We start from the raw sequence: 15,082 nt of genomic DNA, 5'->3' as shown, positions 1-15,082 counted from the left end.
ACCATAAATCCAGACGGAGTTCCCCATGACAGAGGCAGCTCAAGGCCTAGCAACGGCGAAATTCACCCCCCGGGTGTTTTCCGGGGTGCAACCGTCGGGTGGTTTGACCCTTGGCAACTATCTCGGTGCCGTGCGGCGCTTTGTCGCCATGCAGGATGAATTTCCCGAAACGCTCTACTGCATGGTGGATCTGCACGCGATCACCGTCTGGCAGGACCCTGCGGAGCTTCGCCTGCGTACGCGCCAGCTTGCCGCCTTCTATATTGCTGCGGGGCTCAATCCCGAAAAGGCCATTCTCTTCAACCAATCGGCGGTGCCCGAGCATGCGCAACTTGCGTGGGTATTCAACTGTGTGGCGCGGATTGGCTGGATGAACCGGATGACCCAGTTCAAGGACAAGGCTGGCAAGAACGCCGAGAAGGCCTCGCTCGGCCTTTATGCCTATCCCTCGCTCATGGCGGCGGACATCCTGATCTATCACGCAACCCACGTCCCGGTTGGCGACGACCAGAAACAGCATGTTGAATTGACGCGCGATATCGCCGCGAAGTTCAACCATGACTATGGCGTGGACTTCTTTCCAATGACCGATCCGGTCATCGAAGGCGAAGCGACGCGCGTCATGTCCCTGCGCGACGGCACCAAGAAGATGTCGAAATCCGATCCCTCGGATGCCTCCCGCATCAACATGAGTGACGATGCCGACACGATTGCCAAAAAGATCCGCAAGGCCAAGACAGATCCCGAGCCGCTGCCCTCCGAGCTTGAGGGGCTGAAGGATCGCCCCGAGGCGCGCAACCTCGTCAATATCTATGCCGCGTTGTCGAACCGCACCGCCGAAGACGTGATCGCGGAAATGGGCGGCAAGCAGTTCGGGGAGTTCAAACCCTTGCTCGCTGATCTCGCGGTGGAAATTCTCAGCCCGATCACCGGGGAAATGAACCGCCTCATGGACGATGTTTCGGAAATCGACCGCGTCCTCGGACGGGGTGCATTGAGAGCGCGGGCGATTGCCGAGCCGGTGCTGAAGCAAACCTACGAAATCGTCGGCTTCCTTCAGCCCTGAGATCAGATCAGCCGAACCTGCGTGCCGACTGTCGCCAGCTGGTAAAGCTCTGCGATCATCTCATTATAAAGCCCGATGCAGCCATCCGATGACGGGCGGCCGATCTTGCGCGTGTCGTGGGTCCCGTGGATGCGGTAATACTGCCATGAGAGGTAGAGCGCATGAGTCCCGAGCGGATTTTCAGGGCCTGCCGGGATCACCGGTGGCAACGAAGGATCACGTTCGCGCATGGAGGGGGTCGGCGTCCAGGTGGGGCCCTCGACCTTGCGCACGACTTCGGTATAGCCGCGCTTCGTCAACTCTTCGCTGATCGGAACGGACGTCGGATACACCTTGTAGAAGCTCTCGTCCTCCGACCAGTAATGCAGCGCGCGTGATTGCGTATCCGCGAGGATCGCACCGTTTCGAAGCGTGTCGAAATGCTCTTGCCAGCGCACGGCGCGAAAGCTCGAAAGGTTGTGCCGGGTCGATGCAGCCTCTGCCATCCCCGCAACACCAGCCGCCGCACCTGTCAGGAGCAATCGGCGGCGCGTAAGCCCATTGTATCGCATGCGTATCTCCTTGCTTGCCTCTTCCCACACGAACCACCACGCAGTCATATTCACAAATCACGATACCGTGCAGAATTGCGAGCTACGCAAAAGCGCGCATGGCCTCTGCGCGCGTGAGCGTTTTGTTGCGCAGCCTGTTTGCCTAGCTTCAGGGGGTACGATCAACCCGGAGACCACCATGAGCCGCGCCCATCCAGAAACCCGCATTGGCCACGTTCACCTGAAGGTGTCCAATCTCGACCGGTCCATCGCCTTTTACCACGATGTGATGGGCTTTGACCTTATCACGCGCCATGGAACGCAGGCGGCCTTCCTCTCGGCCGGCGGCTATCACCATCACATCGGGCTCAATACGTGGCACAGCGCAGGTGCCGCCCCCGGACCCAGACGTGCGCCCGGCCTGTACCATGTGGCCTTTGTCTATCCCGATCGCCGCGCGCTTGCCGAGGCCTTGCAACGGGTGCTGGACGCCGGAATAGAGATCGACGGCGCTGCGGATCACAGCGTGAGCGAAGCGCTCTATTTCCGCGACCCAGACCAGAATGGCATTGAGATTTACCGTGATCGTCCCGAGACCGACTGGCCACGGGACGCCGAAGGCAACCTCGCCATGGTGAACGCCCCTCTCGATATCGAAGCCTTGCTGGCGGCACCGTCACGAATCTGACGCATCTCCGCAGTATGGGAGAAGGGCGCACCGTGAAGCGCCAATATCATTTCGATAACCTGCCAATTTAGACGTTTTCGCCCCCGGTGTCCCCATGCCGGGGGCGTTTCCTTTGGTCCCTGCTTTACTCTGCGGCCCCGGTCGCTAGTGTCGCCGCCGAGTCAACGGGGGACAAGGCGACATGGCAACAGGAACCGATCTGCGCACCTATTTCGATGGACGCTGGCACGAGGGCGATGTTGCCGTCATGCGCGCGGGGGATCACGGATCATGGCTGGGAACGACTGTCTTTGACGGGGCGCGTTCGGTCAACGGGCTGACCCCGGACCTCGACGCGCATTGCGCGCGCGTGAACCGGTCCGCCGAGGCGCTGATGATCACACCCACGGTGAGCGCCGAAGACATGATCGCGATCGTCCAAGAGGGACTCGCAGCCTATCGCCCTGATCAGGCGATCTATATCCGGCCCATGTATTGGGCGCTGGAGGGAGACTACCTCGGGATCGTTCCGAAGCAAGGTGCGACCGGCTTCGCGATCAGCCTCGAGGCCATCCCCATGGCCGATCCGGATGCCGCGACGACCCTCACCCGCACTCAATTTCGCCGCCCGCTGCTTGCCGACAATGTCGTGAACGCCAAAGCCGGATGTCTCTATCCGAACAATGCGCGGATGCTGGCGGAGGCCCGGTCGAAGGGATTTGGCAACGCTCTTGTCGCCGACGCGCTCGGTAATGTCGCGGAAAGTGCGTCCGCCAACGTCTTCATGGTTCGGGACGGCGAAGTCTTTACACCCGTTCCCAATGGCACCTTCCTCGCGGGGATCACCCGCGCACGCCATATCTCGAACCTGCGTGCCGACGGGATCACGGTACATGAAACCGTGCTGACCTTCGCCGATTTCGAGGGTGCGGACGAAGTGTTTCTGTCCGGCAACCTCATGAAGGTCACCCCGGTAAGTGCCTTTGAGGACCGTCAATATGAGATCGGACCCATCACGCGGCGGGCGCGCGAACTCTACTGGGATTGGGCGGCAAGCGCCTGATCCATTCGTGCCGGTTGCCTGCGCGGCCCTGAGCGGGCATGATCCGCGCGAAAGGACCATGTGATGCGCAAGTTTCTCGTCGTTCTCGATGACAGTCGCGAATGCCTCAATGCAATGCGGTTTGCCGCAATGCGTGCGGCCCATACCGGTGGCGGGATCGCGATCCTCGCCGTCATTCCCCCTGAGGAATTCAACCACTGGATCGGCGTCAGCGACATCATGCGCGAAGAGGCGCGTGACCGGATCGAAGCGCATTTCGAGGTTTTCGCCAAATGGATGCGAGATCGTCAGGGCGTCCATCCCGAACTCGTCATCCGCGAGGGGGAGCCGGTGCCCGAAATCCTTGCCCAGATCCATGACGATCCTTCGATCGGGGTACTCGTGCTAGGCGCGGGAAGCGAAAAGAGCGGCCCCGGACCTCTTGTGACTCAGCTCATCAAGTCCTCAGGCAGTCTCCCTGTGCCCATCACAGTGGTTCCGGGGGACCTGAGCAAAGATAAACTTGAAAGCATCACCTGATTTTCAAAATTTATTCTGACGGCAATCTCACGCTGCCGTGATCGCAAAAACGGGCGGACCTCACAGTTCTGCGCTCTGATGCACAGTCGCCGGATACCGCGCGCACCGCCGGGGTTCGCATGCGGCGCCCGTCAGTTTCAAGGCGATTTTCGATCACAAAACCTGCGCATCGTTGTGACCCCGGCACGTCTTTCCTTTCGGCGGTTTCACCCCCAATTCCCTCTCATCGCAGCAACGGGCAGCACCCCAAGCACAGCGACAAGATTTACGACGCAAACCCGAAAGGAATTCGAAATGTCCAAGTTTCTCACAGCCGCCGCCTTCGCTCTGACCGCCGGCACCGCGACGATCGCATCGGCCGCATCCAACTATGTCACGACCGTTGATGAGCCCCAGTTCGAGAGCACCTACGTGAACCTCGACGTGGTCCGCGCCGACTCCGACGCAATCGTCACTATCTATGACTACCGCCTCGGTGAGCAGGGCGCAGTGCTCGGCACCGCACCTGTTCAAGCCGGCGCCAACGGCAACGTCAAAGTGAACCTCAACGACAAGATCAAAGGCGACGTCCTCGCCGTGATCTCCTCGGGCAACGACGTGCTCGCCACCGAGCGTCTGAGCGTGAAAGTTCGCTAAGCTACGCTTCACTCGCGGAACAGGCCGGCCCCTCGGGGTCGGCCTTTTTCGTTTGTGGATACCGATATGCCGCCATTTCAAACTTTAGAACGGTTCCAAACCTTGACAGCAGCCCCCATGCCCAGCATATCCCTACCATAACCCCGGAGGCGCCAATGTTCATACAAACTGAATCCACACCGAACCCGTCGACTCTGAAATTCCTGCCCGGCCAAACAGTCCTTGCGACGGGCACAGCGGATTTCCCGAGCCCCGAAGGTGCGGAAGTCTCTCCGCTTGCCAGCGGGATCTTCTCGGTGGCTGGCGTAAAGGGTGTCTTTTTCGGCAACGACTTCGTTACGGTGACCAAGGCCGATGACACCGAGTGGGATCACGTAAAGCCCGCAATCCTCGGCGCCATCATGGAGCACTTCCAATCGGGCCGTCCCGTCATGAACGACGATGCCCAGATGGACTCCGGCCACGCAGAGCACAGCGGTGAGGATTCGGAGATCGTCGGCCAGATCAAGGAACTCCTCGACAGCCGCGTTCGGCCCGCTGTCGCGCAGGATGGTGGCGACATAACGTTCCACGGGTTTGAGCGGGGCGTTGTCTACCTGCACATGCAAGGTGCCTGTGCCGGGTGCCCGTCGTCCACCCTGACCCTGAAGATGGGGATTGAGAACCTACTGCGTCACTACATTCCTGAAGTGACCGAGGTCCGCCCCGTTGGCGTCCTGTGACGGATCGACTCATTCTGGCGTTTGACACATCGGCCGCGCATTGCGCGGCCGCTTTGCTGCGCGGGGAGACCGTGCTTGCCAGTACTGCAGAAGAGATGACACGCGGGCAGGCTGAACGCCTTATGCCGGTGATGGAAACCCTGATGGCGGAGGCGGGGATCAACTGGCCGCAGCTCAATGCGATTGGCGTCGGGATCGGCCCGGGCAACTTCACCGGTATCCGTATTGCCGTCTCCGCAGCGCGCGGTTTGGCGCTTGCCCTCGATATCCCTGCAATTGGCGTCGATAGCTTTGACATCGCCCTGAACGGTGCAACAGGGGCCGCGACCGTCCCCGCACCGCGCGGGCAGGTTTATCTGCGCGAATCCGATGATGCCGCGCCATACCTGGTGGCGGAAACGGATGCTCCAGACGCACGCACACTGCCTGCACCGCAGGAAATGGCCGAACGGATCGCCCGTATCACGGCGCAACGACTGCCCCATGATGGTACCCCGCCCGCGCCGCTCTATGTCCGCGCAGCAGATGCCGCCCCTCCCCGCGATACCGCGCCTGAGGTTGTTGAGTGACGGCAGAAGACCTGGCGGCGCTGCACCTTCGGGCCATGACCGGGCAACGCCCTTGGGCCGCCGCAGAGTTCGACGCGCTTCTGGCGTCTCCCTACACGCTTCTCAAGACAGATGAGGGGGCCTTCGCCCTTGCTCATGTAATCCTGGACGAAGCCGAACTTCTGATGATTGCCACCGATCCGCAGCTTCGGCGGCAAGGACGAGCGCGCCGCCTTATGATCGCTTGGGAAGAAGATGCCCGCTGCCGAGGCGCCGAGCGGGCATTTCTGGAGGTGGCCGAAGACAATACAGCGGCCATCGCGCTCTACCAGTCCGCCGGATACGCTCAGGCGGGACGGCGGCCCGGATACTACCCCCGTGCCAGTGGCGGCCCCGTAGACGCATTGCTCATGCATAAGCCGTTGACCTAAGGGAAAATTGCAGAAACGCGAAGTCAAATTGCGTGAACGGTAAAAATCTATTGACCCTCAGGCTGCGCTACGTCCTAAATTGCGGGCGATCACGCTGGCGCCCCGTTCCCCGGACGGTGGTACGGAAAAGCCCGGTCAGCGGGCCACGCGCGTGAATGACCAACTGGGAGAGTCCTATGACCCGAATGCAGAAATTTTTTGGCGCGACCGCTGCGCTTGCCCTTTCCGCGGGCGCCGCAATGGCCGAGCCTGCGCTGATTTTCGATCTTGGCGGCAAGTTCGACAAATCCTTCAACGAGGCCGCCTTCACCGGGGCCAAGGCTTGGGCCGACGAGACCGGCAACAGCTTCCGCGAGATTGAGCTTCAGTCCGAAGCACAGCGCGAACAGGCCCTGCGCCGCTTCGCTGAATCCGGCGCGAACCCGATCGTCATGACCGGCTTCGCCTTTGGTGACGCGCTCGGTCAGGTTGCACCCGACTATCCCGACACGAAATTCGCGATCATCGACATGGTCGTGGATGCCCCCAACGTCCGTTCGGTCGTGTTCAATGAGCACGAAGGTTCCTATCTCGTGGGGATGATGGCGGCCATGGCGTCTGAAAGCGGCACGGTTGGCTTTATCGGCGGCATGGATATCCCCCTGATCCGCAAATTCGCCTGCGGCTACGTACAGGGCGTGAAGGCAGTCAACGCCGACGCTGAAGTCATCCAGAACATGACCGGCACGACCCCCGCCGCATGGAACGACCCTGTGAAGGGCTCCGAATTGACAAAGGCGCAGATCTCCCAAGGCGCTGATGTTGTTTATGCTGCCGCAGGTGGCACCGGTGTCGGCGTGCTTCAAACCGCGGCGGATGAGGACATCCTCTCGATCGGTGTCGACAGCAACCAGAACTACATGCACCCGGGCAAGATCCTGACCTCCATGCTCAAGCGCGTCGACGTGGCCGTCTATGAGGCGTTTACCTCCGGCGAAGACCTCGAGACCGGCATCAACGTGATGGGGATTGGAAACAACGGCATCGGCTACGCCTTGGACGAGCACAACAAAGACCTCATCACCGAGGAAATGAAAGCAGCCGTCGACGAGGCCGCGGCCAAGATTTCCTCCGGAGAACTTGTCGTGCATGACTACATGGCCGACAGCTCCTGCCCGGCTGAATAGCGCCCGTGGCACAAGAACTCGATACGGGGCGGCAGGCAACTGCCGCCCCTGCCATTGAACTAAAAGGCATCTCCAAGGCCTTCGGTCCGGTTCAGGCGAACAAGGACATTTCGATCCGTGTGATGCCCGGAACGATCCATGGAATCATCGGCGAGAACGGCGCGGGGAAATCCACGCTCATGTCGATCCTCTATGGGTTCTACAAGGCGGACGCCGGTGAGGTGTTCATCAACGGGCGCAAGACCGAAATCCCCGATAGTCAGGCTGCCATCGCGGCTGGCATCGGCATGGTGTTTCAGCACTTCAAGCTCGTCCAGAATTTCACGGTCCTTGAGAATGTCATTCTCGGGGCCGAGGACGGTCGCCTGCTCCGCCCCTCGCTCGCCAAGGCACGAGGCGTGTTGAAGCAACTCGCTGAAGAATACGAGTTGAACGTCGATCCGGACGCGCTGATTCAAGATCTCAGCGTCGGGCATCAGCAGCGGGTCGAGATTCTCAAGGCTCTCTATCGTCAGGCCGATATCCTCATCCTTGATGAACCGACTGGCGTGCTTACCCCTGCGGAGGCCGACCACCTTTTCCGAATTCTCGACAACCTGCGCCGCGAAGGCAAAACGATCATCCTAATCACGCACAAGCTGCGGGAGATCATGGACATCACCGATACGGTGAGCGTCATGCGGCGTGGCGAAATGACAGCGACGGTCAAGACCGAAGGGACGAGTCCCGAGGAACTGGCCGAGTTGATGGTTGGCCGCAAGGTCCTGCTGCGGGTTGAGAAAAAGGCCGGAAATCCGGGAGAGAAAGTCCTGGAAGTCGAAGGGCTTACCGTAACCGACGAGGCCGGTGTCGTTCGTCTCAAGGGGATCGACCTGCATGTGCGCGCGGGCGAAATTCTCGGGATCGCTGGTGTGTCCGGGAATGGACAGTCTCAGCTTCTTCAGGTGCTTGGCGGGATATGTGCGGCCACGGGCATGGTGCGGGTCAACGGCGCATCCATCGACCTTTCGGGCAAATACTCCGACGGTCAATCGCGCAGGGCGCGCGGGATCGGGCACGTTCCAGAGGACCGCCAGCAGGAAGGTCTGATCATGGACTTTGCCGCTTGGGAAAACATCGCCTTTGGGTACCACAACGACCCACGGTTCGGCGCTGGTATCTTCATGAGCCACGCCGAAATGATGGCCGATACCGAAGGCAAGATGTCCCGGTTCGACGTACGCCCACCCAATCCACGGCTCGCCGCCAAGAATTTCTCTGGTGGCAACCAGCAAAAGATCGTCGTCGCGCGGGAGATCGAGCGAAATCCTGACCTGCTGTTGATCGGGCAGCCGACCCGAGGTGTCGATATCGGCGCGATCGAGTTCATCCACGAACAGATTGTTCGCCTTCGCGACGAGGGCAAGGCGATTCTTCTCGTCAGTGTGGAACTGGATGAGATCATGTCGCTCTCCGACCGTGTGGCCGTCATGTTCGATGGCCAGATCATGGGTGAACGGCTTCCGCATGAGACCGACGAAAGAGAGCTCGGCCTTTTGATGGCAGGCATCCAAGGGGAGCCTGACAAGCCGGTGATCGAGGCGGTGGACGAAATGATGGCCCGCAAGCAGGCCGAAGAGGAGGCCGCGCACAATGGATAGAATGCCAGCTTGGGCGGACGCAATTCTCGTCCCGCTGATCTCTCTCATCCTCGCGGCAGCGTTGTCCGCCCTTGTCATTATCGGGATCGGAGAGGACCCGATCGCGGCAGTCAAACTCATGGTTGCCGGATCGCTCGGGTCGACCTATGGCTGGGGCTATACCCTTTATTACGCGACCAATTTCATCTTCACCGGCCTCGCGGTGGCAGTTGCATTTCACGCACGTATGTTCAACATCGGTGGCGAAGGTCAGGCTACTCTGGGCGGTCTTGGGGTGGCGCTCGCGTGTCTCTACATTCCTTGGCCGCATTGGTCGCTGGCGATCCTGGCTGCGTGCGGCATGGCCGCGCTTTTCGGTGCCGCCTGGGCGTTCCTTCCGGCCTATCTTCAGGCAAAACGGGGCAGTCATATCGTCATCACGACGATCATGTTCAACTTCATCGCGGCCGCCCTTTTGAACTATGTGCTGGTGAATGTCCTGCGCCCCGAAGGCAGCATGGACCCGGCGACTGCGCGCTTTCCCGATGCCGCTAAACTCCCCACCTTGCATGAGTTGCTCGCGCCGCTTGGCATCGAATTTTCGCGCGCGGCGCCGGCAAACGTCAGCCTTGTGATTGCCATCCTCGCCTGCATCTTCGTCTATCTGCTGATCTGGCGTACGAAGCTCGGGTATCAGATCCGCGCTCTTGGCCATTCCGAACCAGCCGCCCGCTATGCGGGGATCAGCCCGGTCAAGATCACAATCATCGCCATGCTGATCTCCGGCGGGCTCGCGGGGCTCATGGCGATCAACAACGTGATGGGTGAGGCGGAACGCCTCGTTCTGAATGCCGTGGAAGGCGCAGGGTTCATCGGAATCGCCGTTGCGCTCATGGGCCGCAACCATCCGCTCGGGGTCTTCTTCGCGGCAATCCTCTTTGGATTTCTGTATCAAGGCGGCGCGGAGCTTGCGCTCTGGACCTCGATCCCGCGCGAACTCATCGTTGTGATACAGGCGCTCGTGATCCTCTTCACCGGTGCCCTCGACAACATGGTACGCATGCCGCTGGAACGCCTCTTCCTGACCTTTCGACGTAAAGGGAGCTGAGCCATGGACCTGCTCACCATCGTCCAAATACTCGACTCCACCCTGCGTCTTGCTACGCCGTTGTTGCTTGCGTGTCTCGCAGGGCTCTTTTCAGAGCGGGCCGGGATTTTCGATATCGGGCTTGAAGGCAAGATGCTGGCCGCGGCATTTTTCTCCGCCGCCGTCGCATATACATCAGGCTCAGTCTGGCTAGGCCTTCTGGCGGGGATCGCGGCCTCTCTGGCCCTATCCGCGCTGCACGGTCTTGCCTCCATCACGTTTCGGGGAAACCAACTTATTTCCGGCGTTGCGATAAACTTTCTTGCCGCCGGTATGACAGTGCTGATTGCTCAAGACTGGTTCAGCCAGGGTGGGCGAACGCCATCGCTGTTCGGCGGTGGGCGGTTCGAACCGATCACGCTCCCCTTTGCCGACGCACTGGCCAACGTTCCGGTTCTGGGACCGATCTATTCCGAACTGCTTTCCGGCCATTCAATCCTTGTCTATGTCGCCCTCGCGACCGTGCCGTTGACGTGGTGGATACTCTTTCGGACGCGCTTTGGTTTGCGCCTGCGGGCCGTGGGCGAAGCCCCGGAGGCGGTTGATACCGCCGGTGTTTCGGTCGTCGGATTACGCTATGCAGCGGTTGGAATCTGCGGGATTCTATGTGGGATTGCCGGATCTTACCTTGCCACCGGGCTACAGGCTGGCTTCGTGAAGGACATGACGGCGGGACGGGGCTATATCGCCCTTGCCGCGCTTATCTTTGCAAAATGGCGACCTTGGTATGCACTCGGGGCCTGCCTTCTCTTCGGGCTGCTGCAAGCCGTTGCGCTTCGCTATCAAAATATCGACCTCGGCGCCTTCGAGATTCCCGTGCAGTTCATGGATGCCCTTCCCTATATCCTGACCGTGGTGATCCTCGCTGGCTTTGTCGGCAAGGCCATCCCCCCCCGTGCCGGTGGGGAGCCCTACGTCAAGGAACGTTGATCCTGTGCAATGGCAATCACGGCCTCCGCGCGAAATGACGTGCGAGGGCCGTTGCCAAGCCCAAATTGCCCGCGCAATGTAGGGGCATGCAGATCTACCTCCCCATCGCCGAGGTCTCGGTAAACCTCTTCCTGCTGCTCGGCTTGGGCGGCTTGATCGGGGTGCTGTCAGGAATGTTCGGAGTCGGAGGGGGATTTCTGCTGACACCCCTGCTCTTCTTTATCGGAATTCCGCCCGCCGTCGCCGTCGCCACCGGCGCGAACCAGATCGTCGCCTCATCCGTCTCCGGGCTTTTCGCGCATCTGAGGCGCAAGACCGTCGATATTCGAATGGGGTGGATTCTGCTCATCGGGGGGTTCGCCGGAGCCGCCTTGGGCGTCTATCTCTTCAACGTTCTCCGCGCGCTCGGGCAAGTCGATCTGTTCGTGACCTTGTGCTATGTGCTGTTCCTCGGCGTGATCGGCGCCTTGATGTTCGTCGAAAGTGTCAGAGCGCTTCGTCGTTCCGGGCGCGGCAAGCCCGCCCGCCAGCGCAAGCGGGGCTGGGCACAGGCGCTGCCAATGAAGATGCGCTTCCGGACCTCGGGGCTCTATATCTCGGTCATTCCGCCAATCCTCGTCGGATTTTTCGTGGGCATTCTGTCTGCCGTGATGGGGGTCGGCGGCGGCTTCATCATGGTTCCGGCGATGATCTATCTGCTTCATATGCCCACCAAGGTCGTGGTCGGCACATCGCTCTTTCAGATCATCTTCGTTACGGCCTTCACCACTTTTTTGCATGCCACAACGAATTATACCGTGGATGTTGTGCTTGCGGTCTTGCTGCTGTTTGGTGGCATCATCGGGGCCCAAGTGGGCACGGGCATCGGGCTTCGCCTGCGCGCAGAGCAACTTCGGATCCTTCTCGCTGTCCTCGTCCTCGCCGTCTGCACGAAACTTGCGCTCGATCTGTTGCTTACCCCATCCGAACTCTACAGCCTTGGCCCGCCGGGAGAGAGTTGATGGTTCGCATTCTCCTCCTCGCTCTGTGTTTCGCGCTGCCGGCCTCTGCGGCCGAAGAAGTCGTGCTCGGGCTTAGCCGTGACCGGGTTTCCATCACCGCATTCTTCGACGGATCGGAGATCCTCGTCTTTGGCGCTGTCAAACGGGATGAGCCGATCCCGGAGGAACGGTTGGAGGTCATCATCACCGTAGAAGGTCCGAGGGAGCCACTGGTCATTCGCCGGAAGGAGCGGAGGTTCGGCATCTGGGTCAACACCGAATCCGTCGAGGTCGCCTCCGCCCCGAGCTTTTATGCAGTCGCCAGTACAGCCCCTCTCGTCGTCGCCATGAGTGAGGAAGAAGACCTGCGCAGCCGCGTGAGCATCTACAACGCCATTCGTACCGTAAGCGCCGCGCCCGAAGGCACAGATACCGCCCGGTTCATCGATGCGCTGGTGCGCATTCGACTGCGCGAAGGTCTTTACCAGCGGCGGCCCTATCATGTCGTCCTAGATGAACAGACCCTTTTCCGCACCTCGGTGCAACTCCCGGCGAATATCTCCGAAGGGGGATATGAGACGCGAATTTTCCTGACGCGCCAAGGCGAGATCGTACACCAATTCAAGACAGTGATTGACGTGCAGAAAGTCGGGTTGGAACGGTTTCTATTCTCACTCTCGAGGGAGCAGCCTTTCGTTTACGGAATTATGGCTGTCGGAATAGCACTCGTGGCCGGATGGGGCGCGTCCGCCGGTTTCGCGCTGCTGCGCCGCTAGGCGCTTACCCGCGTCCCACGTAGGGCATTTTGGTAGCCATGACTGTCATGAACTGGACATTCGCCTCGGGCGGCAGACCCGCCATGTAAGAGACCGCTTTGACCACGTCCCCGACTTCAATCATCGGAGGGCGCTCCGCCGCGCCCGCGACGATGCCCTCAAGAAGGTCGGTTCGCGCATTCCCGATGTCGATCTGTCCGCACGCGATGTCGAAATCACGCCCATCTAAAGACAAGCTTTTCGTCAGGCCGGTGATTGCGTGTTTGGTGGTAGTGTAGGCCACAGACATCGGCCGCGGAGTATGGGCGGAAATCGAACCGTTGTTGATGATCCGCCCGCCTTGGGGGGATTGGCGTCGCATCTGTCCAAAGCCGGCACGAGCGCAAAGAAACATCCCCGTCACGTTCACCGCGAGCGTTTGCGCGAATTCCTCAGGTGAAAGGTCATCTGCATAGGCCGCCCTGCCAAACGTTCCGGCGTTGTTGAAGAGCACATCCAGCCGCCCGGTCTTCGCGACGAATGCCTCAAAGGCTGCGTCCACCTCTCCCTCGGAGGTCACATCGGCAGGTAAGACATGCGCGTTCGCATGGTTACGGGCCAACTCTTCAAGTTTGTCCTTCGACCGCGCCATGAGGCCAACCTCATGCCCTTGCGCGAGAAAATACATCGCGCATGCGGCCCCGATTCCGCTGCTCGCACCGGTAATCAGTATCGTCTTCATTCCACCTCCACAGTTTCAAGAGCAAGCGGCGCAGCAGGTATCCGGCGCAAATCATCCGTCCGGAGCGGCCCGGATGGCTTGGAAAGTCGCGCCCGGACGATCCAATAGAGACGCTCCTGCGCGCGGGTAATCGCCACATAGGCAAGACGCTTCCAAAGAGGTTGCCCCGCCTCAGTCCGGCCCATGCGAGCCGCCGCATAGAGATCGGGCGCAAACACCTGAACCGCCTCCCATTGCGAGCCTTGAGCCTTGTGGATCGTGACCGCGGCACCATGCAGAAACGTAGCCCCCATATTCGCGGCATATGGGATAAAGGGCTCTTCTTCGTCCGGCTTTTCGATCTTGACGATAGACGCCGCTGAAACCTGCGGGTCTTCCGCCCCCATCACATGCAAACGAGAAAACCCCGCCTTGCGTCCAGGCCCGAGGTAAATCACTTGTGCCCCCTTGATCAGACCGCGCGCCTCAAGGTCCAGTCGCTTCTTACGGTATTTGAGCGGTAGCTCCAGCCCATCGCAAATCAACGGCTCTCCCTCGAGCAACGCGTCTTCGGGCGCGCCGTGGACCTGCCGGAATGCATTTATCAACCTGATCCGCGTCGCGTTGCGCCAGACCAAAACCGGCGAGCGGGCCATGAGATCCACTTCAACACGCTGCCCCCAGACAACGCGGTCGTCTTTCCGAGCGGCTTCCTCGACCAAGTTTTCAAAAGAATGAAAGTCCACATCGGGATCTGCAAGCGCGTGGGCAAGGTCGAGAATCGGATTATCCGCGTCTTGCCGATGGATACGGCGCAGGTTCAATGTTTGCGAATCCGGCACAGAGTCGAAAACCATGGCCCCAGATTGGTTGACCGGCGCGAGTTGGGCCGGATCGCCGAACAGCAGCAGATTGGGGAAGATTTCCTGCAAATCTTCAAACTGGCGCGAATCGAGCATGGAAGCTTCATCTACAAGCCCAATATCGAGCGGTTCTTCGCGGCGTTTCCATCCCCTGATAAAATCGGACCCCCGCAAACCAGCAGCCGCAAGCGCCCCGGGAATGGACGGCATCTTGGAGAAGAATGCCGCAGCCCGTTCTAATGCTTCCTCCGAGAGTTCCTCAATCTCGGGCTTTTCGCCGTCACCGGCAAGCCACTCGGCAATCTTCTCATACTCGGGATCATAGACCGGCGTGTAAAGGATACGGTGGATCGTGGTTGCAGGCACGCCGCGCATCCTGAGAACGCTGGCCGCCTTATTGGTAGGAGCAAGGATAGCGAGCGATCGGCGCTCAAGAGAGCGCTTGCTCTCGTAGTCGCCCGTTACGATCTCGACACCAGCAGATCGAAGGGACTTGTAAAGTTCCGATAGCAACAGAGTCTTGCCTGACCCTGCTTTGCCGAGCACCGCCAGAACGGAACTCTTTCCGTCGCTCGGGGGCGTCAGGATAGCATCGGATATATCGACCCCGGCCGAGGCGAGCCCCTCGGCAATCCGGTCATATGCTTCGGCTTGATCTTCCGAGAAGATTACGGCGGGTGCGCTCATGCGCCGACATTACGCGCCCCGCCGCCCGGGGA

The 15,082-nt window shown here is 60.3% G+C and carries 17 protein-coding genes; 14 read left to right on the top strand and 3 right to left on the bottom strand.

The window, feature by feature from the left end:
* Positions 1-25: 25 nt before the first annotated feature.
* Positions 26-1,066, top strand: coding sequence for a tryptophan--tRNA ligase (gene trpS / locus BM234_RS16970; protein ID WP_092066975.1), 1,041 nt, complete (start codon positions 26-28; stop codon positions 1,064-1,066).
* Positions 1,067-1,068: 2 nt separating this feature from the next.
* Here the strand turns inward: trpS and BM234_RS16965 are convergent, their stop codons facing one another.
* Positions 1,069-1,617 (bottom strand): L,D-transpeptidase, encoded by a 549-nt coding sequence (locus BM234_RS16965; RefSeq protein WP_175501314.1) that lies wholly within the window; start codon positions 1,615-1,617, stop codon positions 1,069-1,071.
* 178 nt (positions 1,618-1,795) lie between these two features.
* On the opposite strand from BM234_RS16965, the gene BM234_RS16960 reads away from it, so the two are divergent.
* From BM234_RS16960 to BM234_RS16900, 13 genes are all read left to right on the top strand, one after another.
* Complete coding sequence (locus BM234_RS16960; RefSeq protein ID WP_092066973.1) at positions 1,796-2,284, top strand: VOC family protein; 489 nt, start codon at positions 1,796-1,798, stop codon at positions 2,282-2,284.
* A gap of 181 nt (positions 2,285-2,465) precedes the next feature.
* Positions 2,466-3,326, top strand: coding sequence for a branched-chain amino acid aminotransferase (locus BM234_RS16955; RefSeq protein ID WP_092066972.1), 861 nt, complete (start codon positions 2,466-2,468; stop codon positions 3,324-3,326).
* Positions 3,327-3,389: 63 nt separating this feature from the next.
* A complete protein-coding gene (locus BM234_RS16950; protein WP_092066971.1) occupies positions 3,390-3,845 on the top strand; it encodes a universal stress protein in 456 nt (151 codons plus the stop codon).
* A gap of 294 nt (positions 3,846-4,139) precedes the next feature.
* Positions 4,140-4,481, top strand: a complete 342-nt coding sequence (locus BM234_RS16945; protein WP_092066970.1) for a hypothetical protein — start codon at positions 4,140-4,142, stop codon at positions 4,479-4,481.
* 155 nt (positions 4,482-4,636) lie between these two features.
* The gene (locus tag BM234_RS16940) at positions 4,637-5,203 is read left to right on the top strand and encodes a NifU family protein (protein WP_092066969.1); all 567 of its coding nucleotides are present in this window, start codon (positions 4,637-4,639) and stop codon (positions 5,201-5,203) included.
* Complete coding sequence (gene tsaB, locus BM234_RS16935) at positions 5,200-5,772, top strand: tRNA (adenosine(37)-N6)-threonylcarbamoyltransferase complex dimerization subunit type 1 TsaB (RefSeq protein WP_092066968.1); 573 nt, start codon at positions 5,200-5,202, stop codon at positions 5,770-5,772. Before BM234_RS16940 ends, tsaB begins: the two co-directional genes overlap by 4 nt.
* Entirely contained in the window at positions 5,769-6,182 is a 414-nt protein-coding gene (locus BM234_RS16930; protein ID WP_175501313.1) for a GNAT family N-acetyltransferase, read from the top strand. Before tsaB ends, BM234_RS16930 begins: the two co-directional genes overlap by 4 nt.
* A gap of 176 nt (positions 6,183-6,358) precedes the next feature.
* On the top strand, positions 6,359-7,348 hold the full coding sequence (locus BM234_RS16925) for a BMP family lipoprotein (RefSeq protein ID WP_092066967.1): 990 nt from the start codon (positions 6,359-6,361) through the stop codon (positions 7,346-7,348).
* 5 nt (positions 7,349-7,353) lie between these two features.
* Positions 7,354-8,988 carry an ABC transporter ATP-binding protein gene (locus BM234_RS16920; RefSeq protein WP_092066966.1) on the top strand — a complete coding sequence of 545 codons (1,635 nt, stop codon included), beginning with the start codon at positions 7,354-7,356 and terminating at the stop codon, positions 8,986-8,988.
* Entirely contained in the window at positions 8,981-10,075 is a 1,095-nt protein-coding gene (locus tag BM234_RS16915; RefSeq protein ID WP_092066965.1) for an ABC transporter permease, read from the top strand. The genes BM234_RS16920 and BM234_RS16915 overlap by 8 nt, the downstream gene beginning before the upstream one ends.
* A 3-nt stretch (positions 10,076-10,078) precedes the next feature.
* The gene (locus BM234_RS16910) at positions 10,079-11,044 is read left to right on the top strand and encodes an ABC transporter permease (protein ID WP_092066964.1); all 966 of its coding nucleotides are present in this window, start codon (positions 10,079-10,081) and stop codon (positions 11,042-11,044) included.
* Between the two features lie 86 nt (positions 11,045-11,130).
* A complete protein-coding gene (locus tag BM234_RS16905; protein WP_092066963.1) occupies positions 11,131-12,045 on the top strand; it encodes a sulfite exporter TauE/SafE family protein in 915 nt (304 codons plus the stop codon).
* Positions 12,045-12,800, top strand: a complete 756-nt coding sequence (locus tag BM234_RS16900) for a TIGR02186 family protein (protein ID WP_092066962.1) — start codon at positions 12,045-12,047, stop codon at positions 12,798-12,800. Before BM234_RS16905 ends, BM234_RS16900 begins: the two co-directional genes overlap by 1 nt.
* 4 nt (positions 12,801-12,804) lie before the next feature.
* Here BM234_RS16900 and BM234_RS16895 read toward each other — a convergent pair whose 3' ends face one another.
* Together BM234_RS16895 and BM234_RS16890 are read right to left on the bottom strand one after the other, a co-directional pair.
* Positions 12,805-13,521: an SDR family oxidoreductase gene (locus tag BM234_RS16895; protein WP_092066961.1), complete on the bottom strand. Its 717-nt coding sequence runs from the start codon at positions 13,519-13,521 to the stop codon at positions 12,805-12,807.
* Positions 13,518-15,050 (bottom strand): ATP-dependent DNA helicase, encoded by a 1,533-nt coding sequence (locus BM234_RS16890; protein WP_092066960.1) that lies wholly within the window; start codon positions 15,048-15,050, stop codon positions 13,518-13,520. The genes BM234_RS16895 and BM234_RS16890 overlap by 4 nt, the downstream gene beginning before the upstream one ends.
* Between the last annotated feature and the right edge of the window lie 32 nt (positions 15,051-15,082).

The sequence above is a fragment of the Poseidonocella pacifica genome, from assembly GCF_900111875.1.
GTDB lineage: Bacteria > Pseudomonadota > Alphaproteobacteria > Rhodobacterales > Rhodobacteraceae > Poseidonocella > Poseidonocella pacifica.
Note: the sequence above shows the minus strand (reverse complement) of the source record. Positions and strands in the feature narration are given on the sequence as shown.